The sequence below is a fragment of the Halalkalirubrum salinum genome, assembly GCF_005543295.1.
GTDB classification, from domain to species: Archaea; Halobacteriota; Halobacteria; order Halobacteriales; family Haloferacaceae; genus Halalkalirubrum; species Halalkalirubrum salinum.
Genome location: NZ_SRSG01000017.1, coordinates 26,139 through 52,125, shown reverse-complemented (window position 1 = coordinate 52,125; position 25,987 = coordinate 26,139). Strand labels below are relative to the sequence as shown.

Sequence of the window (25,987 nt, the reverse complement as noted above, 5' to 3'; positions counted from 1 at the left end):
CGCACGGTTGCTCCACTGTATGAGCGAATCGTCTGTCGACGGTGAGGCGGTCAAACACGTCGCCGAGCTTGCCCGAATCGAACTCGACGACGAGGATGTCGCCGAATTCGCCGAACAGTTCGATGAAATCCTCTCGTACTTCGATGCGCTGGACGAGGTGCCCGCGGTCGATAGCGAGACGGAACTAGTCAATGTCATGCGCCCCGACGAGGTTGAGTCGAGTCTCTCCCAGGAGGAAGCGCTGGCCAACGCCGAAGAAACCGAAGACGGCTACTTCAAGGGGCCGACGGTTTCATGAGCACGAACGCCTTCATCACCGAGGAAACGATCGAACCTGACGGCAATGGTCCGCTGTCGGAGTTGACCGTTGCAGTCAAGGACAATATCTCAACCGCCGGTGTCACGACCACGTGCGGCTCGGCGATGCTCGAAGACTACGTCCCGCCGTATGACGCAACCGTTGTCTCAAAAATCAAAGCCGCCGGCGGGACGATCGTCGGCAAAACGAACATGGACGAGTTCGGGATGGGCGGCACGACCGAAACCTCCGCGTTTGGGCCGACAGAGAACCCGGCCGCCCCAGGACACGTCCCTGGCGGCTCCTCGGGTGGTTCGGCGGCTGCGGTCGCCGCTGGTGAGGCAGACGTGGCGATCGGTTCGGACACTGGCGGCTCAGTTCGCAACCCTGCAGCGTTCTGCGGCGTCGTGGGAATCAAGCCGACCTACGGGCTGGTTTCGCGATACGGCCTCGTTGCCTACGCCAACAGCCTCGAACAGATCGGCCCACTCGCGAACACGGTTGAGGACGCCGCGCGCCTGCTCGACGTTATCTCCGGCCCCGATCGGAACGACGGGACGACCAACGACGGGGGCGCAGACTCGGCGTACGCGGCCGCGGTCGACGACAAAATAGACACGCTCACTGTCGGTGTCATAACTGATCTACTCGAGGGCGCAGATGATCGCGTCGTCGATGTCTTTGAGGACCGAATCGATGCGCTCGAAGCAGCCGGCGCGACGATCGAGGAGGTTTCGCTGGACTCGCTGGAACACGCCGTCCAGGCGTACTACGTCATCGCGATGTCGGAGGCATCTTCGAACCTCGCGCGGTTCGACGGGGTTCGCTACGGCACGAGTGGCGGCTCAGACGGCAACTGGAACGAGTCGTTCGCTGCTGCCCGAGAGGCAGGCTTCGGCCCAGAGGTCAAACGCCGGATTCTGCTCGGCACGTACGCTCTGTCGGCCGGCTACCACGACAAGTACTACAAGAAGGCCCAGGACGCCCGAGCGTGGGTTAAACAGGACTTCGACGAGGCGTTCAAATCCGTCGATGTGTTGGCCTCACCGACGATGCCGGTACTGCCGCCGGCGCTCGGTGAAAGCCTCTCGGACCCGTTGCAGCTGTACCTCATGGACGCAAACACAGTCCCCGTGAATCTCGCGAATCTCCCCGCGATTTCGGTTCCGGCTGGTACGGCTGACAATCGACCGGTCGGACTCCAGCTAATCGGCCCAAAATTCGGCGAGGAAACGATCATCCGCGCCGCGAGCGCGATCGAACGCTGAATGAGTACGCGCCAGCATCCGCTGGCTTCACAGCCGATCGGAATCCGTCTGCACCTCGAGGTCAATCGATCGCCGCTGGCCTTCGATGTCGGCGATCGCCCGCTCGAACACCCGCTCTGCCTCCTGTCTAATGAGCGGGGTTGCCTTCTCAACTACCCAGCCGACGTTGACGAATCGCGGGAGATCAAGCGAATCCGCGTCCGCAGAGTGGGGATCGAAATTGACCTCCAAGCTTACTCTCGTTGCGGTCTCAGTCCCCGCAGGGGCATCTTCTGGCACGCTGTCGAGTGGTTCAATCCGCCAGCAGCCGTTCGCGTCGATGTCTTTCGTAATCCGCCAGTCAATTCGGCCGGGTGGCTCGACGTCTGTTACCTGCGAATGGGCCGTGTAGGTGATTTTCCACCACGAGAATCGCAGCGCGTACCGTGTCCCCGGTCCGCCGTCCCCTTCCATGCGGCGGACGCGCTCGAGGTACTCTGTGTAGCGATCGTATCGCGGGAAGTCGATGAGCAACTCGTAAATCCGCTCGGGGGGCGCAAACACGATCGTGCTGACGGTGAGTTCGTCCACGGTGGCGTTTGGAGCGAGAGTGTCTTAATTCCTTCAGGCCAGAGGGTGTCGTCCTTGCCCAACAGTTTCGCGTGCCGAATCCCACAAACCCTTACGTGGCCCTCTCCTCTTTCCGGTATGGCAGACACCGAAACCTACACCATCGAGGGCCCCGAAGGCGACAGCGACACCGTTGAACTTCCCGCAGGCCTCGTCGACACGCTCGCAGAACAGGGCGAGGAGCCCTCGAAGGTTATCAGCGACATCGTACTGCAGGCGCTTGCCCAGCACGCCCACGCGCTCGCCCACCACTCGCAGGGAGAGACACCCCCGGAACTCGTCAAGATGAACGAAACCGCCGAAGAACTCTTCGAAGAGCGGTTCGGCGTCACGCTGGCGGAAGCAACCGGCCACCAGCACTGACACTCAGTCAGTCACCGGCAATTCTTTTGATCGATCGACGAATCTAGTCAGCGACGTATCCATGACAGACTCAATTAGCGTAGAGATGACCGATCGCGGCGTCACGACGCTCACCATTACTCGCCCCGAGAAGCTCAATGCGTTGAACGTCGAGACGCTCGAGTCGATCGCCGACGCACTCGCCGATGTTGAACCCGACACTCGAGCGTTGATTCTGACTGGCGCGGGCGATCGATCGTTCGTCGCCGGTGCAGACATCTCGTACATGCAGGATCTCTCGACCCCGGAGGCGCAGGCGTACGCCGAACTCGGCCATCATGTGATGGACGCGCTGTCGGCGTTTCCCGCGCCGACGATCGCCGCGATCAACGGCTACGCCTTCGGCGGCGGGTTAGAACTGACGCTGGCCTGTGACATTCGTATTGCCGCCGAAAACGCCATCCTCGGACACACCGAGATCGATCTGGGAATCATCCCCGGTTGGGGCGGTACTCAGCGACTTCCGCGGCTGGTCGGCGACGAGCGCGCTCGACGGATGATCTTCTTCGGCGATCGAATCGATGCCGAGACCGCCGCCGAGTACGGCCTCGTTAGTGAGGTTATGCCGGCTGAGGAGCTTACCACCCACGTCAACGAGATGGCCGATGTGCTTGCATTCAAACCGCAGGTGGCGCTGCGTGCGGCCAAGGAGGCCGTCTCACTGGCCACTGAAACGACACTGGACGCGGGGTTGTCGTTCGAACAACGCGCCTGGAGCGGGCTGTTCGGGACCGACGATCAGCAAGAGGGAATGGCCGCGTTTCTCGAGGATCGCGATCCTGCCTTCGAGTAGTGTTCACGATCTAGGTTTCAAGTGACCCTCGCGGCGATCGGCGATCGACGCGATCAATCCTGTGGTGTCGCGGCGGGTTGTTCACCGTCTGTGCTCGGAGGGAGCGTCTCTTCAACCTGGGTGTACACTGCAAAGAATCCCACAACCGCGAGCACCGCGCCGAATGCGAACGGCACGGCGAGCCCGTATGCGACCAGAAATCCTGCCGCGAGCGGACCGATCGCAACACCAAGTCCAAATCCCATGGTGAGGATCGACAGCGTCGACCCCGACTCGCCCGCTCGCGCCAGATCGCCCGCAAGCGCCAACGACGGGGCGAACACGAACGCGACAGCGACCCCCTGCAGCAACCGAACCGCGAGCATGACAAGTGGGGACATCACGAGCCCCTGCAACAGCGTTGAGGGGATGAGGATCACAAAGCCGATCACGAGGAACGGACGGCGGCCGTAGCGATCGGCGGCCCGGCCGACGGGGATCTGAAACAGGACGTTCGAGATCACCACCGCGCCGAATTGTGCAGAAAAGAAGATCGGCCCCTGTTGTAAGGCCGCGTTGATCTCGTTTTGTAGCGTTGCAAACAGCGCAATACAGATCCCCATCGTGACCGTCGCAAGTCCGAGGACGAACACCGGATCGAACAGCCGATCGTCGCCCCAGACGCGGATCGAGATGTCATCAGAGGCTGGCTCTTCGACATCTTCGGCGTCTGAGACGAACGTGTAGACGAGCACGAAGCTCGTGAATGCGCCGAGAAACGCTGCCAGAAACGACGCATCGAACCCGGAAATCGTTACGCCGCCGGGCACCATGTACGGACCTGCATCCACAATAATGCCCGCGATCACGGGACCGAATCCAAACCCGATCAGTCGAAAGGTGTTGTAGATCCCGAAATTCCCACCGCGGTCCGTGGCGTCGGCAGCGTACTCGTTTACCAACGCGACGGTCGATGGGATGATGAACGCCGCGCCGAGGCCTTGCATCGCCCGAAGCAACACGATCGAGAGGTAATCGCTCGCGATCGCAAAGCCGAGGCTGCCCGTGCCGAGCAGCGCAATCCCAACAAGGATGAACGGCTTTCGCTCCATGCGGCGATCCGAAAGCCGCCCAGTAAACGGCTGCGAGACGCTGTTCAACAAACCAAACAGCGAGAGCACGAACCCGATCAGAATCGGCTCTGTCATGTTGAAGCCGTATCCACCAATCCCGATCGACACGTCGAGCAGCGTTCCGATGTCGACCGAATCGCTGACGATGAAAAGTGGGAGGACGACGATCAAAAACGAGTTCCCGATCGCACCGACCATCCGCGCCAGCGCCAACACGATGACCCGGCGATCGCTGCCGAACAGCGTCGGCGCTGACACTACCACATCACCATTGTCGAATCATTAGGTGCTCGGCGGTATGGGTGTTTTGTTTCCGGGGATCGATACTGGCGCTGCGGGTTGTTTGTGAGCAGGTCAAAATCGGATAGACGGCGTGTAAGCGATGATTAAGCGTGTATTGGTGTACGTACTTATCCGTTCGGAGGCCGATCCTACAGTGATGAGCCAGACTATCAAACTCAGTCGCCTGCAGCAACAGCTCGAATCACTCTCGTATCCGATCGACGCCGACGAAGCGGCCGATTCGTTCGCTGACACCACCGTCACGTTTGCCGACGGCGATGCAGACCTCGGAACGCTGATCGGAAAAATCGACGCCGATCGCTTCGAGAGTGCTGAGGGCCTGTATTCTGATCTTAATAATGTCTTGCCGATCGAAGCGCTCGGCGAACCAGGCCAGTCTGACGGCGACGCGTAGAGAAATCCGGACCGTTAAGTACGACCGCGGCCGTGCATCCGGCTATGGAGTTCTGCGACGACTGCGGTTCGATGATGCAGACCGATGGCGGAATGTGGGTCTGTCAAAGCTGTGGCTTCGAAAAGCCCAGAGACAGCGAGAAGGAACGACAGTTCCAGGAAGCGACCACGGAGAGCCAATCGTCCGACGAGGGCGTCGTCGATATGTCCGAGGTCGACAACTCGGAGATTGGCCCGACGACGACCGTCATCTGTCCGTCCTGTGGGCACGATCGCGCCCGCTACGAAATGAAACAGATTAGATCGGCTGATGAGTCCGAAACACGCTTTTTCACCTGCGTCGAGTGCGACCACAAGTGGCGCGAGGACGACCACTAAGTAGCCTCGCTGCGATCAATAGCCCGTCATGGAGGTCCCACCGCCGGCGATCCCGGACGATCGCCTCGAAGGCTGGCGACGGGTCGATTCGAGTGTCGAGACGCCCTTCGACGCGAAAGTCGTCACCGTCCGCGCGCACACCCTCGTGTTCGAGGATGCCGATCGGGGACCGATCCTTACCGAACGCACGGGCGTCGACACAGCCTGGCGATTTGTTTTTGTCACCAGGATCCAGATCAGGCCGAACACACGTCCGTCTGCAGCCCTTTCGCGGGTCGTTAGAAACGGCGCAGCCGACGGATTCGAGGAGCGGCTTGCCGATCGCAGCTTCGAATCAATACGCAAACGTGACTCGCGATCGGTCGCGATCGGAGACGGAGACGGAGATAAGGATGGGACACTCGTAACGTACAGCGCACGCTGCGTCGTGGATTCGATCCGGATCCCGCTCGAGGGAATGCTCGCGGTGTGGACGCGTAGCGGACAGTACTACGTCGGCGGCGGCGCGTATCCCGTCTCTGTTCCACAAGGCGCCGATCCCAACGCAGTCGCCTCGCTCATCACTCCCGATGAAGATAGAGTTGAGTTATTGGAGTTGTTTCGATCGGTTGGGACCACAGACGTGAACTAGCCGCTGGCTGTCCTGGCTTATTCGTTTCTGGCGATCGTGAGGTATCCCGTGTGCCCGACCCCACGCGTCGACGGCCGCGATCCACGATCGTCAAACGTCATCTCTCGCTGGATCGTCTCGAGCGTCCGAACGTCTGCAAGCCCCGCGTCGCGGGCGGCCTCGACAACCGATCGCGTCGATTCGACGAACGGCGAGTAGACGGCGACGTACCCACCTGGCACCAGCAGATCGGGGACGTGTTCGACCATATCGGGCGCGTCGCCAGTGTCGAGCGTCACAAGATCGAACGGCGGCTCCTCGCGGAGTCGATCGAGGTCGTCGAGAACGTTTCCAGTTCTGACCGAGACCGCGTCGGCGACGCCGGCGGTTTCCATGTTCTGCCGGGCGTTTTCGGCAAACTCTGCGTCGATTTCGTAGGTCGTCACCGCGGCACCGAGCCGCCCGAGATACGCGGAGAGAATCCCGGTTCCCGTCCCCGCATCGAGCACGCGATCGCCCGCCTGTGCGCCGGTGAAGCCGATCACCAGTCCGATGTCCCGCGGCATCATCGGCGCGCCGGTTCGATCGAGGTGGTTGAACAGATCAGGCCCGCGGAGCCGCCGGACGACAAACTCCTCGCCTAGATGCGTCTCTAGAACTGTTCCCGGTTCAGGATCGTCTGGAACCGTGAGTACGCCGAGGTCCGTCTGTAGCTCCTCGCCGGGGGCGCGTACGTACTCGCGATCGCCGTGGACGAGGAGAATCACTCGAGGCTGGCGATCGCCGCTGCGAGGTCGCCGCCAGCCGCCGCGAGCGCCTCACGAGCCTCGTCTTTGGAGACGCCAGCTCGTGTCGCGACGATTTGGATGTCCTCGTCGGGGATCGCCGCTGTCGCCTCGTCTGACGAGCCATCGTCAGTATCCTCCGAGGCGTCGGTCACCGCTGCGGCATCAGCGTCGCGAACCGTGGGCTCACCGACGATCTGGTAGGTTTCGGTCCCCTGGGCGTTCATTTTGGTGACCTGTGGGGCCTCGAAGACGAGCTCTTCGCCGTCTTCGGTCGTGATAACGACCCGTTCGGCGTCGATGTCGTCGACGTCGATCCCCATCTGTTTCATCATCTGTTGCATCTTCCGTGGGTTCATTCCGCCGCCTCCAAACATGCGCAGATGTCGGTGGTGCGCCGGCAAAAACATGGCGAACCACGGAGCGATCAACTCACATGGTCGTTCGACCACGTCCAGATCGAATCCCATGGTTTCATTTTCGGCGTTTCCGTTTACGCTCTATGTACCTCGCAGCACAGACCTGGCCGGATCTCGATGACTACGTCGGCAGTGAGTCTCTCGCGATCATCCCGCTCGGATCGACTGAACAACACGGCCCGCACCTGCCGCTCGCGACCGACCACCTCATCGCAGAGGCGTTGGCCCGTGAAGCGGCCGACCGAACCGGCTACCTCTGTACCCCAACGATCAACGTCGGCGTCAGCCCCCATCACCGCCAGTTCAACGGCACGATGTGGGTTGACGCACCGGCGTTTCGCGACTACGTCGAGAGCCTCACCCGAAATCTCACCTACCACGGGATCGATCGCGTCGTCTACGTCAACGCCCACGGCGGCAACATCGTTCACCTCCGAGAGGTCGGTCGCCGGCTCAGAGACGACGAAGCCGCGTATGCGATCGAGTGGATGTGGGACGAGTCGATTCCGGATCTCGTGAACGACGTCTTCGAATACAACGGCCCCCACGGTGGCCCAAAAGAGACTGCGATGATCATGCACATCGCCGAGGAGCTGGTTCGAACCGATCGCCTCGACGCAGCCCGCGACGGCGGGACGCGAACGTTCGACGCCGAGTCAGGGCGGGTCCACGGGGCGCGGACGTTCTACGACGCGATCGACAACTCTGAAAACGGCGTCTTTGGCGATCAGACTGACGCCACTCCCGAGATCGGCGAAGAGCTGTTCGAAGCCGCGACCGAGCAGCTCGTGGGGTTACTCGAGTGGCTCGACGCACAGCGCTTTGCGGATCTCATGCCCGATCCACACGTGTGAGCACTTCGGCCCGATACATGTGGGCTATTCCATCCGCGTGCTGATCGAGATTCCTGACCCGACCGGGAGCAGGAACGTCTCGAAGGCAGGGTCCGCGCGGACAGTATCGACGTACTGACCGATTCCCGCAGTCTCGCGATCGCTTTCGGCGGCTGGTAATGGCTCATCATTTTCAAAGTGTGCCAGCAACCGATCGAAGTCGATAGGGCCTTCCATCATGTTGTCCGCGACGACGACGCCACCAACCCGCACGTCCGTGCGAACCCGCTCGAACGCGTCGGCGTAGCGGTGTTTCTGGTGATCGATGAGTACCACGTCGAAGGGGCCGTCGTAGCGTTCGATCGTCTCCATCGCGTCGCCCGCCTCGAAAGAGGCTCTGTCTGCCAAGTCGGCGCGATCGAGAAATTCCCGGCCCATCGCCAGTTCGTCCTCGTCGAACTCTGTCAACACGATGTGGCCGTTCGGGTTCATGCCTTGCAGGAACCAGTACGCCGAGTAGCCGTATCCAGAGCCGAACTCGAAGATCCGCTCAGCGTCGGTCAGCCGCGCCAGCAAGCGCAGGACTGCGCCCGCGTTCGGGCCGATAATGGGGAAGCCTTCCGCTATCGCGTACTCGGCCATCTCCGTCTGGATCGGATCGTGATCGGGACCCGTCGCACGGAGAAATCGAACGATTTCGTCTGCTAAGACGTCCATGTGCGATCATGTCCGTCGATCGACTTGAACGTGGCTGACCGCGAATCCTCCAAGCTGGCCGGTGGTTCAACGCTTAAGTCCTCCCCGCGGCACCTCTGTAACAATGTTCGACCCCGACGAACTCGACCGGATTCGCGAGGCAAAAACCGAGTGGGAAGCGGACACTCTCTCGGGGACACTCGATCGCTTCGGCGAGCGCGCGGATTCGTTTACGACCGACACCGGCGGCTCGGAGGTACAACGGCTCTACACGCCCGCGGACGTCGCAAACCGCTCTTACGATGATCTCGGGTTTCCGGGCAAGGAACCGTACACTCGCGGCGTCTACCCGACGATGCACCGCGGTCGGCTGTGGACGATGCGTCAGTACGCTGGCATGGGGACCGCCCGCGAAACCAACGAGCGGTTTCGGTATCTGATCGACAACGGCTCCTCGGGGCTTTCGATGGCGTTCGATCTACCGACCCAGATGGGCTACGATTCGGACGCGGGGATGGCTGCCGGCGAGGTCGGCAAATCCGGCGTTGCGATCGATTCGCTGGCTGACTTCGAGACCGTTTTCGAGGGAATTCCGCTCGACGAGGTCTCGACCAGCATGACGATCAACGCGCCCGCGGCGGTGCTGCTTGCGATGTACATCGCGCTGGGAGACAAACAGGGTGTCGACCGCACGGAGCTTCGTGGGACGATCCAAAACGACATCATGAAAGAGTACATCGCGCGGAACCTCTACATCTACCCGCCGGAGCCCTCCATGCGGCTCATCACCGACATTTTTGCGTTCTGTGCGGATGAAGTGCCCAAGTTCAACACGATCTCGATCTCAGGGTACCACATCCGCGAAGCCGGTTCGACAGCTGCCCAAGAGATCGCGTTTACCCTCGCGAACGGAATCGAGTACGTCCAGGCGGCGATCGAGGCCGGCCAGGACGTTGACGCGTTTGCCCCACAGCTGTCGTTCTTTTTCAACGCGCACAACAACATCTTCGAGGAGGCCGCGAAGTTCCGCGCCGCCCGGCGGATGTGGGCGCAGATTATGGACGATCGATTCGACGCACAGAATCCCAAATCCAAGCAGCTGAAGTTCCACACCCAGACCGGCGGCTCAACATTGACCGCTCAACAGATCGAAAACAACGTCGTCCGGGTCGCCTACCAGGCGCTCGCGGCTGTCCTTGGCGGGACCCAGTCGCTGCACACAAACGGCAAGGACGAAGCCCTGGCGCTACCGACCGAACAGTCTGTCCGGACCGCGCTTCGAACCCAACAGATCCTCGCCCACGAATCAGGCGCAGCCGATACGATCGATCCCCTCGCAGGAAGCTACTACGTCGAATCGCTCACCGATCGCCTCGAATCCGACGCGTTCGACATCATCGAGGAGATTGACGAGCGCGGCGGTATGCTGTCCGCGGTCGAAGACGGCTGGGTCCAACGACAGATCCAGGATGTCGCCTTCGATCGCCAACAGGAGATCGAATCCGGCGAGCGGATTATTGTCGGTGTCAACGAGTTCACCGTCGAGAATGAGGACCCGCAAGTTGATCTTGAGGAGGTCGACGAGGAACAAGAACAGGCGCAGATCGATCGCGTCGAAACGCTCCGGGCGGACCGCGACAGCGAGCGTGTCGATGCGGCGCTTTCGGCGGTCAGATCGGCGGCTCGTGACGGCGAAAATCTCATGCCCCCGATCATCGAGGCGGTCAAAGCCTACGGAACAGTCGGGGAAATCAGCAACGTCCTCAGAGACGAGTTCGGCGAGTACCAGCAAGTATGACCCAAGACTCCACCAGTAGAACCCAAATCGACCACATTGGTATCGCAACTGACGACTTCGAGGCGATCGCAGCCCTGTTCGGTGGACTTCTCGATGCGCCGCTGGTCCACGAAGAGACGTTCGACGGCATGCGCGTCGGATTTCTTGAATTGGACAACTGCTACTTCGAACTCCTCGAACCGATCGGCGATGAGGATCCAATCGCCCGGTATCTCGATTCAAACGGTCCGGGAATCCACCACGTTGCAATCGCAACCGACGACATTGACGCGGCGATCGAGACGGCGATTCAGGCGGGTGTCGAACCGATCGATACCGAGCCTCGCCCCGGCGCGTGGGGCCATGAGGTTGCCTTTTTACATCCCAAATCGACCGGTGGGGTACTGATTGAGTTCGTCGAACACTAGCTGGCTCACAGCCGATGGTCCGCCGCCAGAGTTAGTACTCGTAGAAGCCGCGTCCGGTCTTTTTGCCCAGATCGCCGGCCTCGACCTTTCGTTTGAGCAGGTACGCCGGCATGTAGCGATCGCCGAGTTCGCGGTGGAGCGTCTCGGAGGCGTCCAAGCAGATGTCGAGGCCGATGTGGTCGGCCAACTCGAGTGGTCCCATTGGGACGTTTGTGCCGAGTTTCATGCCTCGATCGATGTCTTCCTTGGTTGCGACGCCCTCGTCGTACGCGCGGATTCCTTCGTTGATCCACGGGATGAGGATCCGGTTCGTGACGAATCCCGGCTTGTCGTCTGACTCCCAGGTTTCCTTACCGAGCGCTGCGGAGAGCTCGTGCGCCAAAGAGACGACTGCGTCTGCGGTTCGCTCGCCAACGACCACCTCGACGCCGTCCATAATCGGAACCGGATTCATGAAATGAATACCCACAACCAACTCGGGCCGATCGGTTGCCGCGGCGATCGATGTCACTGACAGGGTGCTGGTGTTCGTCGCCAACACGACATCGTCGTCGACGACTGCGTCCAACTCCTCGAAGATCGATCGCTTGACGTCCATCTTCTCGACGGCGGCCTCGATAACGATATCGCACCCTGCGAGGGCTTCGATATCGGTTGTTCCCTCGATCCGATCGATCGCCTCCCGTTTTTCCTCGCCAGTGAGTTTGTCCTTCGAAACGAACCGCGAGAGGCTGTCCTCGATCGACTCGAAGCCGCGATCGACGAACGCCTGCTCAATGTCGCGCATCACTACATCGTAGCCTGCGGTGGCGGCGACCTGTGCAATCCCGTTGCCCATCGTCCCCGCGCCGACGACGCCGATCGTTTCGATTGCGGTTCTCGCCCTCATAGCACGGAATCGCGCTGGAATGCACCTAAATATGCCGAAAGTACATGATTGACCTTTCATTGACCCCCCTGCGGCGGCCAATCTCAATTTCGATAGGCTGACGGAAACGCTCAAGTTCGCTGCGTGAGAGCATTGAGGCAGATAACCACCCATGACTGAACGAACCAGTGGGGGGACCTCAGACGCCAGGACGCTGAAGTTTGTGGGCCCCAAAACCGCTGCTGTTCTCGACACCGCGCCGTTCGGGGCTGACGCGATCCGGGAAAAACGGGTTTCGTTTCGGATGCTCGTTGACGCGGGTGTGCATCCAGGCGTTGCGGCGAAGATTCGTCGAGAGCACTCGCTGGCGTGGTCGTTCAGTTCAGGGGCTGATCTCGAACGACGATCCGCACAGATTCGTGGGTTGAGCAAGGACGAAGCCGCTTGGGTCGCCGCCAGTTCAGGCGGATGGGCCGATCAAGCGGACAGCGCCAACGATCGCCCCGATGTCACTGAGTCTAACGTTCAGACGGCCGAACCCGCCGAGACTGATGGCAGCGGCGATGCGTTCGAAGCGGAGGCCGCCTGGCGCACCCGGAGTCGACCGACACCACTTGAGACGCTGGATGCCATCGACACAGCGGCCGAAACACTGCTCGGTGAGGCTGGCATCACCTCCGTCCGGAGCCTTGCGACGGCGGACCCCGATCGGGTTGCGGACGTCCTCGCGCTCGATCGATCGACCGTCCGGAAGTGGCACGAACTAGCTCGGGATACGTACGAAAACGACTGAGCTGTTTACTACTGTTGTAGTACTAAATAAACATTCATCGTTTCACGAAAATCCCTCCCTAGGCTTCTAAAACGTCACTTTTTGACAGGACTGAGATTCGCAGTGACCCAAGTTATTTTATATCTTGTAACCCGAATCCGAACTGATGCTCCCACTTGAGGATTCTGAGATCACACGGAACGGAAAATCGCTCATTCTCGCGTACGACCACGGACTCGAACACGGCCCCGTGGATTTCGAACCGAATCCGCCGACGATGGACCCCCACCGAATTTTTGAATTAGGTGCACACGACGCGGTCACCTGCGTCGCGGTACAAAAGGGGATCGCCGAAGGATACTACCCGTCGTACGAAGATGACGTCACGCTGATGGTCAAGCTCAACGGAACCTCGAACCTCTGGATGGGCGAACCGAACAGCGCGGTCAACTGTTCAGTCGAGTACGCCGCCGAAATCGGCGCTTCGGGTCTCGGGTTCACCGTCTACGGTGGTTCGAATCACGAGGTCGAGATGGCAGAAGAGTTCCGACAGGCACATGAGGACGCCCGCGAACACGATCTCCCGATCGTCCTGTGGTCGTATCCACGCGGCCAGGGGTTGAAAAACGACACCAGTGCCAGCACGATCGCGTACGCCTCTCGGCTGGGACTGGAACTCGGTGCGGACATGACGAAGGTCAAATATCCCGGTTCGACCGACGCAATGCAACACGTCTGCGACGTCGCTGGTGAAATGGGGGTCGTTATGAGCGGTGGATCGAAGATCGGCGATCGAGCGTTCCTCGAACTCGTCGAGAACGCAATGAACGCCGGCGCGCAGGGCCTCGCAGTGGGTCGGAACGTCTTCCAGCGGGACAATCCAACGGCGATCCTCGACGGGTTGGAGGCGGTCATCTTCGAGGAAGCGCCGGCGGAGGAAGCGCTCGAACTCGTCGAAACTGCCGACGCGGCGGCTGCAGCCGACGACTGATGACAGACCATAGTGAGGCGATCTTCGATGCGATCGCTGCGATCGCCCCCGACATCCGGGCGGCGTTACCCGGCCGACGGCTGGCGGCCGGCGGAGAGAACCCGAGCGGTGAAGACCAACTCGCGGCGGACGTGTACGCCGACGAACTCCTCAAGGAGGCCATCGAGGCGATCGACGGCGTCGGAATCTACGTCAGCGAAGAGCGAACGGAGGCGATCGACGTGGGCGACGGCGAGCTCTCAGTGGCCGTCGATCCACTCGACGGCTCCTCGAACCTCAAATCGAACAACGCCCTCGGGACGATTGTGGGCATCTACGACGAGCCGCTGCCCGCCTCTGGCCGCGACCTCGTCGCCGCAGGGTACGTCCTGTACGGCCCGATCACCACGATGATCGTCGCGATTGGCGACACCGTTACCGGCTACGTTGTCGACGACGGCGATCGGACTGTCTCCGAGTCGGATATGGAACTGCCGTCGCCGCCGACGATTTACTCATTCGGTGGGCGGGTCCCCGAGTGGACTGATGGGTTTGCCGCGTTCGCCGACGAGATCGAAACCGAGCTCAAACTCCGGTACGGCGGTTCGATGGTCGGCGATGTGAATCAGGTCCTCACCTACGGCGGAATCTTCTCGTATCCCGCGTTGACGACCGCTCCCGATGGGAAACTCCGGCTACAGTTCGAGGCGAACCCCATGGCGTACATCATCGAGGCCGCCGGCGGCGCGTCCTCTGATGGGGTCAGATCGCTGCTCGATCGCGAACCCGACGGCGTGCACGATCGAACACCGGTCCATCTCGGCAACGCCGAGTTGATCGATCGCCTCGAAGCCGCGCTTCGGTAACCGGTCGGCGCTTTTCACATAGAAAATTGTTTACAATTGCCCGCTGCACCTTCGGGTATGCACGTTCACGTCGGTGACGAGGCGACAGCGGAGGAGGCCGAAGCGATCGCTTCCGCCGTGGCAACGCACCTGGGCGTCGAGGTGTCCGTATTCGTTGGGGACGATGAGAAGCCGGCCGCCGCTGCGGAGCCACAGTATCCACTCTCTGACGATCGTGGCCCGACCGATCGCGAACAGTCCCTCCGCGAGGAAATCGACGATATCCTCGACGGCGGGCCACAAAAGTACAAAGCGCGCCTCCCCGAGCAGGGCAAACTATTCGTCCGCGATCGGCTGGACCTGTGGTTCGGCGACGCCGAGGATTCCCGAATCAAGTTTGAGGACGGCAAATTCGCCGCCTTCGACGAGTGGCATCCAAACAGCCCCGAGGTCGATGAAGCCGATGATGGCAACCGGCTCCCCGGTGATGGACTGCTCACGGGAGCGGCGCGGTTTGACGGTCGTGACGTTCACTTCATGGCCAACGACTTCACGGTCAAAGCCGGTTCAATGGCACGGCTGGGTGTCGAGAAGTTCCTCCGGATGCAACAGCGCGCGCTGAAAACGGGCAAGCCGGTGTTGTACCTCATGGACTCCTCCGGCGGACGGATCGACCAACAGACCGGCTTCTTTGCGAACCGCGAGGGGATCGGCAAGTACTACTACAATCACTCGATGCTTTCGGGTCGAGTGCCACAGATTTGTGTCCTCTATGGGCCCTGTATCGCCGGCGCAGCGTACACGCCGGTGTTTGCAGACTTCACGATCATGGTCGAGGGCATGAGCGCCATGGCGATCGCGTCCCCGCGGATGGTGAAAATGGTGACCGGCGAGGAGATCGACATGGCCGACCTTGGTGGTCCCGAGGTTCACGCCAGACACTCTGGTTCGGCAGATCTCGTGGCTCGTGACGAGGAACACGCCAGACAGCTCGTTTCGACACTATTGACGTACCTGCCGGACCAGGCTGGTCAGACGCCGCCCCGCAGCAAGCCACGGCCACCGAAGCACGATCCTGCGGGGATCGACTCGATCGTTCCAGCCGAGCCGAACCGTCCGTACGACGTGCTCGAACTGCTCGAACGAATTGCCGACGCGAATTCGATTTTCGAGCTCAAACCCGACTACGGTTCTGAGATTGTAACCGCCTTTGTTAGGATCGACGGTCGACCCACCGGCGTTGTGGCAAACCAGCCGACAGCGCGCTCGGGGGCGATCTTCCCAGATGCTGCAGAGAAGGCTGCGGAGTTCATCTGGACGTGTGACGCCTACGAGATCCCGCTTTTGTACCTCTGTGACACGCCGGGGTTCATGGCCGGCTCTGCTGTCGAGAAGGACGCGATCCTCGAGAAGGGCAAAAAGATGATTTACGCCACTTCTTCGGCGACGGTGCCGAAACAGACCGTCATCGTTCGGAAAGCCTACGGCGCTGGCATCTACGCAATGGGTGGTCCGGCGTACGACCCAGAGAGCGTGATCGGGTTGCCATCCGGCGAGATCGCGATCATGGGCCCCGAGGCCGCGATCAACGCGGTCTACGCACGCAAGCTGGAGTCGATCGACGATCCCGAAGAGCGCGCACAGATGGAAGCCGAACTCCGCGCAGCGTATCGCGAGGACATCGACATTCACCGGATGGCGAGCGAGGTTGTGATCGACGAGATCGTTCCGCCAAGTGACCTCCGGCGGGAGTTGGTCGAGCGCTTCGACTTCTACCGATCGATCGAGAAGTCGATCCCCGACAAGAAACACGGCACGGTGCTGTGAGCAGCACCAGTAGCAAACTACTATCGGAGAATTGGGTTGTGACGGTGGTAAATGCATCGAATCAGGCGAGTTATTTCGAATGCCAATCCAACTGTTGGTAGCATCGCAATGTGGTCAGGGGGGATTCTCGCAGCTGGATTCGCTGTGTGGCGACATCACCGCTACCGAACTTCGGGTCGGTATGACATTGTTCAGTTTTCACCGTCGTCGTGCCTGGGCAGTTCCCTGTCTCGCGAGTAGTCGATCGAGTCCGGGCGACGATCCGTGGGGCTCCGGTCGGCTCGCGGGCGATCGCGTGTCGACGGCGTCACGGTTGAGGGATCTCAGTCCTCTGCCCGAGGACGCTTCAACGACAGTACGGTCCGATCGAACGCACAGACCAGCACTTCCCCGCTGGTTGGGCCGTCCTGATCGGGACGATCGCGTTCTGTTCGATCGACGACAAACACCTCCACGTGCATCGTCACGATCCCTCGCTCGCCGTCACTCGTTTCGCGTTTGTCGGTAATTGTCGATTGGGCGCGGATCGTGTCGCCGTGAAAAACGGGAGCAGGGTGCTGAATATCGTCGTACGAGAGATTCGCGACGATCGTTCCGTCTGTCGTCTCGGGAATCGACACCCCGACCGCGAGCGCCATGGTGTAGATGCCGTTGACGAGGCGCTCGCCAAACTGCGTGTCCGCAGCGAAGTCCGCGTCGAGGTGCAACGGCTGTTGGTTCATCGTCAGGTCACAGAAGCGCTGGTTGTCGCTTTCGGAGACGGTCCGCCGACGAGCGTGTTCGATCGTTTCGCCAACCGCGAACTCCTCGTAGTATTTGCCGGGCATGGCGGGCGATCGGTCGGCTGATGCATATCCGTGTCGGTCCACATGGTCGTATTCGAGCTGACCTTGAGGCAAGCGTTCAAGCCTGTTCCGCGAGAGCAATCGGACATGCCACGACGAAGCGTTCTGTTTTCCCCCGGTGATCGACCCACCCTCATGCGCAAGGCGGCAACGACCGACGCCGACGTGCTCGTTTTTGATCTGGAGGATGCGGTCGCGCCGGCTCGAAAGCACGAAGCTCGCGAGGCCGTGCGATCGGTGTTGACAGAGCCAGACTTCGATCCGGACGCCGAGGTCTGCGTTCGGCTGTCGGGACTCGATGACGACGCCGATCTCAATGCAATCTGCGCTGCTGGTTCAGCTGCGGACGGGGTGATGCGATCGAAAACGACCGCAGCTACCGATATCACCGGACTCGCAGACGCGATCGCCGATCGGGGGCGATCGCTATCGATCTACGCGCTGATTGAAACCGCCGCAGGCGTGTTAGCTGCCGCCGACATTGCGGCCGCAGAGCACGTGTCGGCGATCGTCTTCGGTGCGGAGGACCTCGCTGCGGACCTCGGAGCGACCCGAACTGACGAGGGGACTGAAGTGTTGTACGCCCGCCAGCACGTTGTCCTCGGTGCGAGTGCGGCGGGTGTCGACGCGATCGACACGCTCCACACCGACTTCGAGGATACCGAGGGGCTGCGATCGGACGCCGAACGCTCGGTCACACTTGGGTACGACGGCAAACTTGCGATCCATCCTGCACAGGTGCCGATCATCAACGACGCGTTTACGCCCGCCACCGAACGGGTTGAGTGGGCCAAGCGGGTGGTGGCCGCGCGAGATGCTGCGGCCGCGGACGATCGTGGGGTCTTTGAGGTCGACGGCGAGATGATCGATGCGCCACTCATTGCGCAGGCCGAACGAATTCTTGAGCGAGCAACCACCCGGTGAGGCGACCAGAACCAAAAAATACAAATTATATGTATTTTACCCCATGATATTAGGTCGACACAGTTATCTCGATCCGCAGAAAGCTAGCGCACATGAGCGACGAGGCAAACCCGTTCGAGAGCTTGGGCAAGCAGATCGAGGAAGCGTCTGCGTATCTCGACCTCGGTGACGACGTGCTCACCCGGCTCAAGCACCCAGAGCGGGTGCTCGAAACAAACCTTTCTGTTGCGATGGACGACGGCTCGATCGAACTGTTCAGAGCGTACCGATCGCAGTTCAACGGCGATCGCGGCCCCTACAAGGGTGGAATCCGGTACCATCCGGGCGTAACCCGCGACGAAGTGAAGGCACTGTCGGGATGGATGGTGTACAAGTGTGCGATCGTCGATATCCCGTACGGCGGCGGCAAGGGCGGGATCGTCATCGATCCAAGCGAATACTCTGAATCCGAGCTAGAGCGGGTTACTCGAGCGTTTGCGACCGAGCTACGACCGATTATTGGGGAGGATCGAGACATTCCCGCGCCGGACGTCAACACCGGCCAGCGGGAGATGAACTGGATCAAAGACACCTACGAGACGCTCGAAAACACGACCGCGCCGGGGGTCATCACCGGCAAAGCGATCGACTCGGGTGGCTCTGCTGGCCGTGTCGAGGCGACCGGGCGATCGGTCATGCTCGCCGCAAGAGAGGTCTTCGAGTACCTCGAGGAGGACATCTCCGAGGCGACCGTCGCCGTACAGGGGTATGGGAACGCGGGCTCCGTCGCAGCGAAACTGATCGACGACCTGGGCGCCGACGTCGTCGCAGTCTCGGACTCTAGCGGCGCTGTCTACAACCCAGACGGCTTCGACGCGCGCGCCGTCAAATCGTTCAAAACTGAGACAGGCAGCGTTACCGGCTACGAGAAGGCGACTGAGGAACTCACCAACGACGAACTACTGACGCTGGATGTCGATCTACTCGTCCCAGCAGCGCTAGAGAACGCGATCGACGGTGAACTCGCTGAAGATGTCCGTGCGGACGTGATCGTTGAAGCCGCTAACGGGCCGTTAACCCCCGAGGCCGATGACGTGTTGACCGACGCTGGCGTTCACGTCGTACCCGACATCCTCGCGAACGCGGGCGGTGTAACAGTCTCGTACTTCGAGTGGGTCCAAAACAGACAGCGATTCGCGTGGACTGAAGAACGCGTCAACGAAGAACTCGAACGCGTGATCGTCGATGCGTTCGACGCGCTGACGACGTCCTACGAAAAAACTGACGCGCCGAACCTCCGGACTGCGGCGTACGTGGTCGCGATCGAGCGGGTCGCAAACGCCTACGAACAGGGCGGCACCTGGCCCTGAACTTTTATCCACGCTTGATCGGCTAAGCCCCAGACGTCACGGCAGGTCGAATTCGAGACGATCGCCGGCTTCGATCCCGCGATCGGTCGTCCAATCACGATTGACCTCGAGTACGTACTGTCCTGTCCCTGGATATCGAAGCTCGTTGCCGTCCTCGTCGGGCCCTGGGGATCTGGCGTGGTGTATTTCCGTAATTGTACCGTCGTCGCCTGCGTAGACGATGTCGATCGGAAAATCCATCTCCCGCATCACGAACGTTCGATCGGAAACCGAATCGTAGACGAACAACATCCCGCGATCCTCGGGTAATGACTCGGTATCACTCAACCCGAGATAGCGGAGGTCGCCCGTGTCCGCGATCGCCGCAGTGACGCGTCCGAGTACCTCATCGTCCGCTGAGCGAACCTCGACGACTGTCGTCTCGTAGTCCTCGTGGACCGGCTCGCTGGCGTCCTCGTCGGCGCTCTCGTTTGTTTCAGCGTCAGTCGTATCCTGGTCGGAGTCGGACTGTTCGGACCCGTTCTCGTTCGTTGTGCCGTCGCTCGCTTCCTCGGACTCCTGTGGGCTGTCGTCTGATCCGCCCACACAGCCGGCGATCGCCCCAGCCAGTCCAGCTGCGAGCACGGACCGCCTCGTGTGTCGGCCCATACGGGGTCGATCAGGCTGACGCTTCCGTGGTGAGTTGGTTTGCGAGGTAAATCGCGATCGGCTCAGATTCCTCTTCGACGAAGCGGACGACCTCCTCGCCGTCACGCTCGACGATGACGGTTGGAATCAATTCGATCCCATACTCGTCGACCTTCGGCCCGGATTTGCCGCCGTCGTCGTTCTTTTCCACCGGATAGTGGTTGACGTTCTCGTCGGCGACACCCGCGGCATCCAGTGCTGCGGCGAACGCCGGTAGTTGGCGCTGGCAGTCGCCACACCAGTCGCCACCCCAGACGTGAAAGACGAGTCCATCAGCGCTGAGCGCCTCGATCGCCTGTTCGTCTCCCGAATTGTCCCAGTCGTCTGTCGGCTGCATCGTTTTCAGTTGCATACCCATGCCCACGCCTTCGAGGGTGATAACTCACGCGCTGACAGCGATGGCTCCCACCGCAATCGAGTACTGCGATCGGATCGGCTGGATGACACGCCGGTTCCAGTAGCTGTTTTATCGTTGACCGACCAATCGATCGCACATGCACGAGAACATCCTCGACACGATCGGCTCGCCGCTGGTACGGGTCGACTCGCCGGACGGGACGACTGTCGCCGCGAAGATCGAGTCGAAAAACCCCGGCGGCTCGGCCAAAGACCGGCCCGCGCTGTCGATGATCGAGGCCGCAGAGGCGGCTGGCGAGCTCGAACCCGGCGATACGATCGTCGAACCCACGAGTGGCAACACCGGCATTGGGATCTCGATGGTCGCCGCGGCGAAGGGCTACGACGCGACGATCGTCATGCCGGCATCGAAGTCCCCAGAGCGCCGGGCGATCATGCAAGCCTACGGAGCGGAACTCGAACTCGTCGAGGGAACCATCTCTGACGCAAAAGATCGCGCAGACGAGCTTGAAGCTGAAGGGATGGTCCAGCTCAAACAGTTCGAAAACCCCGCCAATCCCAAGGCCCACTACCGGACGACTGGCGAAGAGATTCTCGAACAGGTCGGCGATCGGACCATCGATGCCTTTGTCGCCGGCGTTGGAACGGGCGGGACGATCACCGGCACCAGCCGCCGGCTCCGCGACGCATTCCCAGAGATAACAATCGTTGCCGTTGAACCCGAGGAGTCGGCGGTGCTTTCTGGGCGAGAAGTGACTGGCGATTCGTTTCAGGGGATGGGACCGGGATTCATCAGCGCGAACACTGACACGACACTCATCGACTCGATCGAAACGGTCAGTCTCGAAGCGGCTGAGGCGGAGTGTCGCCGACTCGCTGAGAGCGAGGGCATTCTCGCCGGCCAATCCAGCGGCGCATCGAACCTCGCCGCCAAGCGCGTCGCCGAACGGCTCGCTTCGGACCACGGTGATACCGATCCGATCGACGATCCGCTCGTCATTACAGTGTTTTGGGACAGCGGTGAGCGATACATGTCGACCGGGATGTTTGACTGACCGAGGGGGTCTTCGACGCCAAACCGGCCCAATCGATCACTCGGCGTTCGAAAATTCGTCTGCAGTCACGCGAACAACGACTGTTCGATCGACCTCCTGGAGGTCGTACTCGGGAACCGTCCCATCCCGGCGGGTGACGTACATCGGTTCGACCAGCTGCTCGTCGACGACGCCGTACACGGTGAGATAGCGATCAGTCTCTTCGGGCGGCAGCTCGCGGTTCCTGACGTCGCTTGCGAGCTCCCGCGAGAGCCACTCGGCTGTCGAGACACTCGGTTCGCGAATCAACACCGTGTCGACGAACCGGACGAGATACCAGTTTAGATCATTACACAGTGAGACGGCCGTGCCCAGACTGACGGTGTCGATCGCAATCGAGTTCGCGAATGGCTCTGCGAGCGTATACGTCGAAAGTGCCGCTCGTGAGGTCTCTCGTGAGAGCAATTCTGCTCTGAGTGAGCTGTCTTCGGAGCCGACGAAACACACACGAGTCACGTTCAGTAGCTTTCTGCGGACGAATAAATCCGTTCCGGCTCGATAACTGTCTCTTCCTCGGCAGCGTCAGTGAGAAACTCGAACCGCGCACCGCCGGCAGTTCCGTCTGCAATCCGTATCGACCAGCCGTGTGCATCCGCGATCGTGCGCACGATCGCGAGGCCCAATCCGTTGCCGTCTGCTGCCGTCGTCTCGCCTTGGTCGAACACGTCAGATCCGATCTCGGGGTCGATCCCGACGCCGTCGTCCTCTATGTAAAACCCGCGCTCTGTAGTGAGCATCCCAATCTGAACCGTCACGTCCTCACCACCGTGTTCGACAGCGTTTCGCAGTGCGTTTTCGAGTAGTCTCACAAGCCGATCGCGGTCGGCAGCTATCGTTCCAGCGGTCTGTACGCGTACGGTCGCATCTGGGGCAACGATTGACCGCCATGCGGCTTCGACGGCTGTTTCCAGGTCGACCGACTCGGGCGCTATCACTGCTGTTCCCTCTCTTGCGATCGTGATCGCGTCGTCGATGATCTCGGTCATCCGATTGTGGGCGGTCCGTATCTCAGTAATCGATTCGTCGAACTGTTCGTGGTCTCCGCAGGTTCTTTCGAGATCAGTTTCCAACAGATCGAGGTACCCGCTCGCCACGTTGAGGGGGTTTCGAAGGTCGTGAGAGACAGTTGCGGCAAACTGGTCGAGGCGATTGTTCTGTCTGCGAAGCTGGCGCTCTTGGGATTGGCTCACCCGCCGTTGCCCATCGTAGAGCCCAAACCCTGCGCCGATCAACGCCCCGCGGACAAAGCCGTTGTGTACAGTTTCCAGCCGATTTGTGAGAGTAACTCCCTCTGCCTGTTGGAACAAGATTGTCGCGAATTCGAACCCCGCGATGAAGGCACCGCCGACGCACAGCCACAGCACAATTCGTCGTCCGACGACTCGATCGAAGGCCTCACGGTGCATCCACCAGCCGACGCCGATGAGGATGGCAGACAAACAAAGCGGCAAGAGCGATCGAACCAGGACACTTACGACCTCTGCTGTCGGGTCTGTCAGGTGGCTCCAGACAGTGAACATGGCTGTTAGCACACCCACAGCCATGACAAGCCACGCTGGTCGAGTTGGAGACACGATCGTATCAACTCAGTAGGCACCCGCTGTGAATATTACTGTTCTGATTCGTGTGACAGTCCACCAGTCATCACCGGGCTTCAAACTCTTTTCAGCCGATACTTTCAGGACGGCCCCATCCGATTACCCAATATGTGGCGATCGTCAGTACCTCTTGTGCCAGTGATCGACTCCGTGGTCAACCGATTTATCACTGCGATTCCGTCCTTCGTCACAGCGATCGTTTTTGCGGTCATCGCGTACATCGGCATCAGAATTATCCGCCGGCTTGTCCGGAGTGTCATCACCGGGGCGTTCCCGGCTGAACAGCGGCTCATTGCCGACTTTGCGGTCGTCGTCGTGACGATCTTCCTCTGGTTTGCGGCCGGGCTTGTGCTGTTGGACATTCTCGGACTTGGACAGATCGCAGCGAGCCTCGGCACAGCCGTCGGATTCGTCGCGTTAGGCGTCTCGTATGCGCTTTCGGAGATGATCGAAGACACCGTCGCCGGAATTTACCTGCTTAAAGATCCGGACTTCAACGTCGGCGATTCAGTCACCACCGGTAGCGTTGATGGAACGGTCGCCGAAATCGGCCTGCGAAAGAGCCGATTTACGCTCGAAAACGGCGATACAACGGTGCTTGCAAACCGGGATGTTGAAGCAAAGTGGACCAAACGTGCCACAGAGCGGAGTGAATAGTCACGCTGTGGCCACTCACAGCCACGTCTGCCTGCCTACGCAACGTTCATCACTGACGCCGACACGAGCTACGGTATGAATCGGAACCGCTTCGTCTTGCTCGCGATCGCCGCGTTCGGGCTACTCCTTGCGAGCTTTCTGATTCGGGGGACGACGCGGATTCTTCTGCCGTACCGGATATCGCTAATCCTGGCCGCGCCAGTTGTGTTCGCGGCGTTCGCTATTATCGTATATCTATTCCTCTGGGGGCTCTTGGACCTGTTCGGCGTTCGATCAATCGAGTGAGGCTCGCAGCGCCCGCCCGATGCAAACCGTTTTTCGATCGCTCGCCCAACAAAATGTATGAACGTACGAGCCATCGGGGACCTTTCGCCGGACGAGCGGGCCGCGCTGTTCGAGCGTGATGCCGGTATCGACGCGGTTCGGGGGGATGTCCGCGACATTGTTGGTCGCGTCCGTCGAGAGGGTGACGTTGCCGTCCGAGAGTTTTCTAAGGAGTTCGACGGCGTCGAGGTCGGCAATATCGACGTGACCGATGCGGCTGAGCGAGCCTACGATGCGGTTGACGCTGACATCCGTGACGCGATCGAGACCGCTGCCGAGAACATCCGTGGTTTTCACGAACGCCAGCGACCGACTGATTGGCGTGAGGATTTTGACGGCCGTGAGCTCGGGCGTCGGTACCGGCCGATCGAGCGCGCCGGCGTCTACGTCCCCGGTGGGACCGCCGCGTATCCCTCGAGCGTCCTCATGGGCGTCATCCCCGCGAAAGTCGCCGGCGTGGAGCACGTCGCTGTGGCTACCCCTCCCGGCGAACCAATCAACCCGGTGACGCTGGCGGCGATCCACGTCGCGGGGGCGGATGCGGTGTATCAGGTTGGCGGAGCACAGGCGATCGCGGCCCTGGCGTACGGGACTGAAACCGTTACGGCCGCCCAGAAGATCGTCGGCCCCGGCAACAAGTGGGTCACCGCCGCAAAGGCTGAGGTCCGCGGCGATGTCGAGATCGACTTCCTTGCCGGTCCCTCGGAAGCGCTCGTGCTCGCCGACGAGACGGCTGATCCGGCGCTCGTGGCTGCAGACCTCCTCGCGCAGGCCGAACACGATCCGAATGCCTCCGTGGTGGCGGTGACTGCCGACGACGCGCTTGCAGAAGCGATCGCCGAGGCGGTCGATCGCCAGGCCGCCCAGCGCGGGCGTGAGTCGATCATTCGTGAAGCGCTCGACAACGACGCGAGCGGGATCTTGACCGCCCGATCGATGTCCGAAGCGGTGCTCTTTGCTGAGGAGTACGCTGCCGAGCACCTCTCGATCCAGGCGGCAGACGACGAGGCATTGCTTGATCGGATCGACTCCGCGGGGAGCGCGTTTCTCGGCCCGTTCACGCCGATTGCCGCCGGCGATTACGCCTCTGGGACGAACCACGTTCTGCCGACGAACGGCGGCGCGAAGCGTTTCGGTGGCCTTTCGGTTGACACATTCCTGCGATCGACCACTGTCCAGCGCCTCGAGGAGGAATCGCTGGCTGAACTCGAAGAAACAATAACACTCCTCGCAGAAGCCGAAGGGTTGGAGGCACACGCCGAAAGCGTCCGAAAGCGATTCGAGTAACGACAAACAGTTTCATTTTGCGCCGTCGACGGCGTCACAGTTAACACCGTTCGATCGCTATCGTGGGGTATGAGTACCGAATCGATCGACGGATCGGCGCGGTCCCGCGTCGAAGTAACGCCCGCGGCTGCTGAGAAGGCGCTGGCGCTTATGGACACAGAGGGAATGGACACGGATGTCGGAGGATTGCGGCTATTCGTTCAGCAAGGTGGCTGTGCTGGGCTGTCCTACGGGATGCGCTTTGACAACGAACCAGAAGAAAACGACACCGTAACCGAGCACCACGGGCTCCGGATCTTTGTCGACCCGGCGAGTTTGAACTACATTGGCGGCAGTACGCTTGAGTTCGAAGATGGACTACAGGCGGCGGGCTTTACTGTCGAAAATCCGAACGTGGAAGCCGAATGCGGCTGTGGTGAGAGCTTCCGCACCTGAGACGCGCACGCCACCGCATAAAAAATCAGCCGACGTATCCGCAC

32 protein-coding genes are annotated in these 25,987 nt (G+C 60.8%); 21 read left to right on the top strand and 11 right to left on the bottom strand.

Going from position 1 to position 25,987, the window contains the following annotated elements; all coding sequences use genetic code 11:
• Positions 1-19: 19 nt before the first annotated feature.
• Both gatC and gatA read left to right on the top strand, forming a co-directional pair.
• Positions 20-298 carry an Asp-tRNA(Asn)/Glu-tRNA(Gln) amidotransferase subunit GatC gene (gatC, locus tag E5K03_RS07170; protein ID WP_138005850.1) on the top strand — a complete coding sequence of 93 codons (279 nt, stop codon included), beginning with the start codon at positions 20-22 and terminating at the stop codon, positions 296-298.
• Positions 295-1,566: an Asp-tRNA(Asn)/Glu-tRNA(Gln) amidotransferase subunit GatA gene (gene gatA, locus E5K03_RS07165; protein ID WP_138005849.1), complete on the top strand. Its 1,272-nt coding sequence runs from the start codon at positions 295-297 to the stop codon at positions 1,564-1,566. The genes gatC and gatA overlap by 4 nt, the downstream gene beginning before the upstream one ends.
• A 27-nt stretch (positions 1,567-1,593) precedes the next feature.
• On the opposite strand, the gene E5K03_RS07160 is transcribed toward gatA, so the two are convergent.
• On the bottom strand, positions 1,594-2,136 hold the full coding sequence (locus tag E5K03_RS07160; protein WP_138005848.1) for a type II toxin-antitoxin system RatA family toxin: 543 nt from the start codon (positions 2,134-2,136) through the stop codon (positions 1,594-1,596).
• A 117-nt stretch (positions 2,137-2,253) separates the two neighbouring features.
• Between E5K03_RS07160 and E5K03_RS07155 the strand changes: the two genes are divergently transcribed.
• Together E5K03_RS07155 and E5K03_RS07150 are read left to right on the top strand one after the other, a co-directional pair.
• Complete coding sequence (locus tag E5K03_RS07155) at positions 2,254-2,538, top strand: DUF7545 family protein (protein ID WP_138005847.1); 285 nt, start codon at positions 2,254-2,256, stop codon at positions 2,536-2,538.
• Positions 2,539-2,599: 61 nt separating this feature from the next.
• On the top strand, positions 2,600-3,370 hold the full coding sequence (locus tag E5K03_RS07150) for an enoyl-CoA hydratase/isomerase family protein (protein ID WP_138005846.1): 771 nt from the start codon (positions 2,600-2,602) through the stop codon (positions 3,368-3,370).
• Between the two features lie 53 nt (positions 3,371-3,423).
• Here E5K03_RS07150 and E5K03_RS07145 read toward each other — a convergent pair whose 3' ends face one another.
• Positions 3,424-4,740: an MFS transporter gene (locus E5K03_RS07145; RefSeq protein WP_265338716.1), complete on the bottom strand. Its 1,317-nt coding sequence runs from the start codon at positions 4,738-4,740 to the stop codon at positions 3,424-3,426.
• 181 nt (positions 4,741-4,921) lie between these two features.
• Here E5K03_RS07145 and E5K03_RS07140 point away from each other — a divergent pair, with 181 nt between their 5' ends.
• Genes E5K03_RS07140 through E5K03_RS07130 form a run of 3 tightly spaced genes read left to right on the top strand, consistent with a single transcriptional unit; the run spans position 4,922 to position 6,187 of the window.
• The gene (locus tag E5K03_RS07140) at positions 4,922-5,179 is read left to right on the top strand and encodes a DUF5789 family protein (RefSeq protein ID WP_138005845.1); all 258 of its coding nucleotides are present in this window, start codon (positions 4,922-4,924) and stop codon (positions 5,177-5,179) included.
• A gap of 44 nt (positions 5,180-5,223) precedes the next feature.
• Complete coding sequence (locus E5K03_RS07135) at positions 5,224-5,556, top strand: transcription factor S (protein ID WP_138005844.1); 333 nt, start codon at positions 5,224-5,226, stop codon at positions 5,554-5,556.
• Positions 5,557-5,584: 28 nt separating this feature from the next.
• The gene (locus E5K03_RS07130; RefSeq protein ID WP_138005842.1) at positions 5,585-6,187 is read left to right on the top strand and encodes a hypothetical protein; all 603 of its coding nucleotides are present in this window, start codon (positions 5,585-5,587) and stop codon (positions 6,185-6,187) included.
• A gap of 17 nt (positions 6,188-6,204) precedes the next feature.
• On the opposite strand, the gene E5K03_RS07125 is transcribed toward E5K03_RS07130, so the two are convergent.
• Together E5K03_RS07125 and E5K03_RS07120 are read right to left on the bottom strand one after the other, a co-directional pair.
• Positions 6,205-6,933 (bottom strand): tRNA (adenine-N1)-methyltransferase, encoded by a 729-nt coding sequence (locus E5K03_RS07125; protein WP_138005840.1) that lies wholly within the window; start codon positions 6,931-6,933, stop codon positions 6,205-6,207.
• Positions 6,930-7,328: a nascent polypeptide-associated complex protein gene (locus E5K03_RS07120; RefSeq protein WP_138005838.1), complete on the bottom strand. Its 399-nt coding sequence runs from the start codon at positions 7,326-7,328 to the stop codon at positions 6,930-6,932. The genes E5K03_RS07125 and E5K03_RS07120 overlap by 4 nt, the downstream gene beginning before the upstream one ends.
• A 125-nt stretch (positions 7,329-7,453) precedes the next feature.
• Between E5K03_RS07120 and E5K03_RS07115 the strand changes: the two genes are divergently transcribed.
• Positions 7,454-8,224 (top strand): creatininase family protein, encoded by a 771-nt coding sequence (locus tag E5K03_RS07115; protein WP_138005837.1) that lies wholly within the window; start codon positions 7,454-7,456, stop codon positions 8,222-8,224.
• A gap of 24 nt (positions 8,225-8,248) precedes the next feature.
• Here the strand turns inward: E5K03_RS07115 and E5K03_RS07110 are convergent, their stop codons facing one another.
• Complete coding sequence (locus E5K03_RS07110; protein ID WP_138005834.1) at positions 8,249-8,920, bottom strand: O-methyltransferase; 672 nt, start codon at positions 8,918-8,920, stop codon at positions 8,249-8,251.
• 103 nt (positions 8,921-9,023) lie between these two features.
• On the opposite strand from E5K03_RS07110, the gene E5K03_RS07105 reads away from it, so the two are divergent.
• The gene (locus E5K03_RS07105) at positions 9,024-10,697 is read left to right on the top strand and encodes an acyl-CoA mutase large subunit family protein (protein WP_138005832.1); all 1,674 of its coding nucleotides are present in this window, start codon (positions 9,024-9,026) and stop codon (positions 10,695-10,697) included.
• Positions 10,694-11,104, top strand: coding sequence for a methylmalonyl-CoA epimerase (gene mce, locus E5K03_RS07100; protein WP_138005830.1), 411 nt, complete (start codon positions 10,694-10,696; stop codon positions 11,102-11,104). Before E5K03_RS07105 ends, mce begins: the two co-directional genes overlap by 4 nt.
• Positions 11,105-11,135: 31 nt before the next feature.
• On the opposite strand, the gene E5K03_RS07095 is transcribed toward mce, so the two are convergent.
• Positions 11,136-11,993, bottom strand: a complete 858-nt coding sequence (locus tag E5K03_RS07095) for a 3-hydroxyacyl-CoA dehydrogenase family protein (RefSeq protein WP_138005828.1) — start codon at positions 11,991-11,993, stop codon at positions 11,136-11,138.
• A gap of 151 nt (positions 11,994-12,144) precedes the next feature.
• Between E5K03_RS07095 and E5K03_RS07090 the strand changes: the two genes are divergently transcribed.
• The 4 genes from E5K03_RS07090 to E5K03_RS07075 all read left to right on the top strand — a co-directional run bounded on the left by E5K03_RS07090 (position 12,145) and on the right by E5K03_RS07075 (position 16,386).
• Positions 12,145-12,765 carry a DUF7409 domain-containing protein gene (locus tag E5K03_RS07090; RefSeq protein ID WP_138005826.1) on the top strand — a complete coding sequence of 207 codons (621 nt, stop codon included), beginning with the start codon at positions 12,145-12,147 and terminating at the stop codon, positions 12,763-12,765.
• A 145-nt stretch (positions 12,766-12,910) separates the two neighbouring features.
• Complete coding sequence (locus tag E5K03_RS07085; RefSeq protein WP_138005823.1) at positions 12,911-13,735, top strand: class I fructose-bisphosphate aldolase; 825 nt, start codon at positions 12,911-12,913, stop codon at positions 13,733-13,735.
• Positions 13,735-14,580: a class 1 fructose-bisphosphatase gene (locus E5K03_RS07080; RefSeq protein ID WP_138005821.1), complete on the top strand. Its 846-nt coding sequence runs from the start codon at positions 13,735-13,737 to the stop codon at positions 14,578-14,580. The genes E5K03_RS07085 and E5K03_RS07080 overlap by 1 nt, the downstream gene beginning before the upstream one ends.
• Positions 14,581-14,637: 57 nt before the next feature.
• Entirely contained in the window at positions 14,638-16,386 is a 1,749-nt protein-coding gene (locus tag E5K03_RS07075) for an acyl-CoA carboxylase subunit beta (protein ID WP_138005818.1), read from the top strand.
• Between the two features lie 323 nt (positions 16,387-16,709).
• On the opposite strand, the gene E5K03_RS07070 is transcribed toward E5K03_RS07075, so the two are convergent.
• A complete protein-coding gene (locus E5K03_RS07070; protein WP_138005815.1) occupies positions 16,710-17,213 on the bottom strand; it encodes a MaoC family dehydratase in 504 nt (167 codons plus the stop codon).
• A 105-nt stretch (positions 17,214-17,318) separates the two neighbouring features.
• Here E5K03_RS07070 and E5K03_RS07065 point away from each other — a divergent pair, with 105 nt between their 5' ends.
• Together E5K03_RS07065 and E5K03_RS07060 are read left to right on the top strand one after the other, a co-directional pair.
• A complete protein-coding gene (locus tag E5K03_RS07065; RefSeq protein WP_138005812.1) occupies positions 17,319-18,155 on the top strand; it encodes an HpcH/HpaI aldolase/citrate lyase family protein in 837 nt (278 codons plus the stop codon).
• A 92-nt stretch (positions 18,156-18,247) separates the two neighbouring features.
• Positions 18,248-19,504 (top strand): Glu/Leu/Phe/Val family dehydrogenase, encoded by a 1,257-nt coding sequence (locus E5K03_RS07060; protein WP_138005809.1) that lies wholly within the window; start codon positions 18,248-18,250, stop codon positions 19,502-19,504.
• A gap of 36 nt (positions 19,505-19,540) precedes the next feature.
• On the opposite strand, the gene E5K03_RS07055 is transcribed toward E5K03_RS07060, so the two are convergent.
• Positions 19,541-20,152, bottom strand: coding sequence for a DUF192 domain-containing protein (locus E5K03_RS07055; protein WP_138005807.1), 612 nt, complete (start codon positions 20,150-20,152; stop codon positions 19,541-19,543).
• 10 nt (positions 20,153-20,162) lie between these two features.
• A complete protein-coding gene (locus E5K03_RS07050; RefSeq protein ID WP_138005803.1) occupies positions 20,163-20,543 on the bottom strand; it encodes a thioredoxin in 381 nt (126 codons plus the stop codon).
• A 142-nt stretch (positions 20,544-20,685) separates the two neighbouring features.
• Between E5K03_RS07050 and E5K03_RS07045 the strand changes: the two genes are divergently transcribed.
• The gene (locus E5K03_RS07045) at positions 20,686-21,603 is read left to right on the top strand and encodes a PLP-dependent cysteine synthase family protein (RefSeq protein ID WP_138005801.1); all 918 of its coding nucleotides are present in this window, start codon (positions 20,686-20,688) and stop codon (positions 21,601-21,603) included.
• A gap of 36 nt (positions 21,604-21,639) precedes the next feature.
• On the opposite strand, the gene E5K03_RS07040 is transcribed toward E5K03_RS07045, so the two are convergent.
• Both E5K03_RS07040 and E5K03_RS07035 read right to left on the bottom strand, forming a co-directional pair.
• Positions 21,640-22,098 (bottom strand): DUF5804 family protein, encoded by a 459-nt coding sequence (locus E5K03_RS07040; protein ID WP_138005799.1) that lies wholly within the window; start codon positions 22,096-22,098, stop codon positions 21,640-21,642.
• A 2-nt stretch (positions 22,099-22,100) separates the two neighbouring features.
• Positions 22,101-23,162: a sensor histidine kinase gene (locus tag E5K03_RS07035; RefSeq protein ID WP_171006626.1), complete on the bottom strand. Its 1,062-nt coding sequence runs from the start codon at positions 23,160-23,162 to the stop codon at positions 22,101-22,103.
• A 186-nt stretch (positions 23,163-23,348) separates the two neighbouring features.
• On the opposite strand from E5K03_RS07035, the gene E5K03_RS07030 reads away from it, so the two are divergent.
• The 4 genes from E5K03_RS07030 to E5K03_RS07015 all read left to right on the top strand — a co-directional run bounded on the left by E5K03_RS07030 (position 23,349) and on the right by E5K03_RS07015 (position 25,943).
• Positions 23,349-23,897 carry a mechanosensitive ion channel domain-containing protein gene (locus E5K03_RS07030; RefSeq protein WP_138005796.1) on the top strand — a complete coding sequence of 183 codons (549 nt, stop codon included), beginning with the start codon at positions 23,349-23,351 and terminating at the stop codon, positions 23,895-23,897.
• Between the two features lie 75 nt (positions 23,898-23,972).
• Positions 23,973-24,182: a hypothetical protein gene (locus E5K03_RS07025; protein ID WP_138005794.1), complete on the top strand. Its 210-nt coding sequence runs from the start codon at positions 23,973-23,975 to the stop codon at positions 24,180-24,182.
• A 57-nt stretch (positions 24,183-24,239) separates the two neighbouring features.
• Positions 24,240-25,508 (top strand): histidinol dehydrogenase, encoded by a 1,269-nt coding sequence (hisD, locus tag E5K03_RS07020; protein ID WP_138005791.1) that lies wholly within the window; start codon positions 24,240-24,242, stop codon positions 25,506-25,508.
• 69 nt (positions 25,509-25,577) lie between these two features.
• Entirely contained in the window at positions 25,578-25,943 is a 366-nt protein-coding gene (locus E5K03_RS07015; RefSeq protein ID WP_137198941.1) for a HesB/IscA family protein, read from the top strand.
• Positions 25,944-25,987 lie beyond the last annotated feature (44 nt).

Bases quoted from the DNA above. Each gene is read 5' to 3' on its own strand.
- gatC (WP_138005850.1), top strand. From the start codon at position 20: ATGAGCGAATCGTCTGTCGACGGTGAGGCGGTCAAACACGTCGCCGAG.
- gatA (WP_138005849.1), top strand. From the start codon at position 295: ATGAGCACGAACGCCTTCATCACCGAGGAAACGATCGAACCTGACGGC.
- E5K03_RS07155 (WP_138005847.1), top strand. From the start codon at position 2,254: ATGGCAGACACCGAAACCTACACCATCGAGGGCCCCGAAGGCGACAGC.
- E5K03_RS07150 (WP_138005846.1), top strand. From the start codon at position 2,600: ATGACAGACTCAATTAGCGTAGAGATGACCGATCGCGGCGTCACGACG.
- E5K03_RS07140 (WP_138005845.1), top strand. From the start codon at position 4,922: ATGAGCCAGACTATCAAACTCAGTCGCCTGCAGCAACAGCTCGAATCA.
- E5K03_RS07135 (WP_138005844.1), top strand. From the start codon at position 5,224: ATGGAGTTCTGCGACGACTGCGGTTCGATGATGCAGACCGATGGCGGA.
- E5K03_RS07130 (WP_138005842.1), top strand. From the start codon at position 5,585: ATGGAGGTCCCACCGCCGGCGATCCCGGACGATCGCCTCGAAGGCTGG.
- E5K03_RS07120 (WP_138005838.1), bottom strand. From the start codon at position 7,328: ATGTTTGGAGGCGGCGGAATGAACCCACGGAAGATGCAACAGATGATG.
- E5K03_RS07115 (WP_138005837.1), top strand. From the start codon at position 7,454: ATGTACCTCGCAGCACAGACCTGGCCGGATCTCGATGACTACGTCGGC.
- E5K03_RS07110 (WP_138005834.1), bottom strand. From the start codon at position 8,920: ATGGACGTCTTAGCAGACGAAATCGTTCGATTTCTCCGTGCGACGGGT.
- E5K03_RS07105 (WP_138005832.1), top strand. From the start codon at position 9,024: ATGTTCGACCCCGACGAACTCGACCGGATTCGCGAGGCAAAAACCGAG.
- mce (WP_138005830.1), top strand. From the start codon at position 10,694: ATGACCCAAGACTCCACCAGTAGAACCCAAATCGACCACATTGGTATC.
- E5K03_RS07095 (WP_138005828.1), bottom strand. From the start codon at position 11,993: ATGAGGGCGAGAACCGCAATCGAAACGATCGGCGTCGTCGGCGCGGGG.
- E5K03_RS07090 (WP_138005826.1), top strand. From the start codon at position 12,145: ATGACTGAACGAACCAGTGGGGGGACCTCAGACGCCAGGACGCTGAAG.
- E5K03_RS07085 (WP_138005823.1), top strand. From the start codon at position 12,911: ATGCTCCCACTTGAGGATTCTGAGATCACACGGAACGGAAAATCGCTC.
- E5K03_RS07080 (WP_138005821.1), top strand. From the start codon at position 13,735: ATGACAGACCATAGTGAGGCGATCTTCGATGCGATCGCTGCGATCGCC.
- E5K03_RS07075 (WP_138005818.1), top strand. From the start codon at position 14,638: ATGCACGTTCACGTCGGTGACGAGGCGACAGCGGAGGAGGCCGAAGCG.
- E5K03_RS07070 (WP_138005815.1), bottom strand. From the start codon at position 17,213: ATGCCCGGCAAATACTACGAGGAGTTCGCGGTTGGCGAAACGATCGAA.
- E5K03_RS07065 (WP_138005812.1), top strand. From the start codon at position 17,319: ATGCCACGACGAAGCGTTCTGTTTTCCCCCGGTGATCGACCCACCCTC.
- E5K03_RS07060 (WP_138005809.1), top strand. From the start codon at position 18,248: ATGAGCGACGAGGCAAACCCGTTCGAGAGCTTGGGCAAGCAGATCGAG.
- E5K03_RS07055 (WP_138005807.1), bottom strand. From the start codon at position 20,152: ATGGGCCGACACACGAGGCGGTCCGTGCTCGCAGCTGGACTGGCTGGG.
- E5K03_RS07050 (WP_138005803.1), bottom strand. From the start codon at position 20,543: ATGCAACTGAAAACGATGCAGCCGACAGACGACTGGGACAATTCGGGA.
- E5K03_RS07045 (WP_138005801.1), top strand. From the start codon at position 20,686: ATGCACGAGAACATCCTCGACACGATCGGCTCGCCGCTGGTACGGGTC.
- E5K03_RS07035 (WP_171006626.1), bottom strand. From the start codon at position 23,162: ATGTTCACTGTCTGGAGCCACCTGACAGACCCGACAGCAGAGGTCGTA.
- E5K03_RS07030 (WP_138005796.1), top strand. From the start codon at position 23,349: ATGTGGCGATCGTCAGTACCTCTTGTGCCAGTGATCGACTCCGTGGTC.
- E5K03_RS07025 (WP_138005794.1), top strand. From the start codon at position 23,973: ATGAATCGGAACCGCTTCGTCTTGCTCGCGATCGCCGCGTTCGGGCTA.
- hisD (WP_138005791.1), top strand. From the start codon at position 24,240: ATGAACGTACGAGCCATCGGGGACCTTTCGCCGGACGAGCGGGCCGCG.
- E5K03_RS07015 (WP_137198941.1), top strand. From the start codon at position 25,578: ATGAGTACCGAATCGATCGACGGATCGGCGCGGTCCCGCGTCGAAGTA.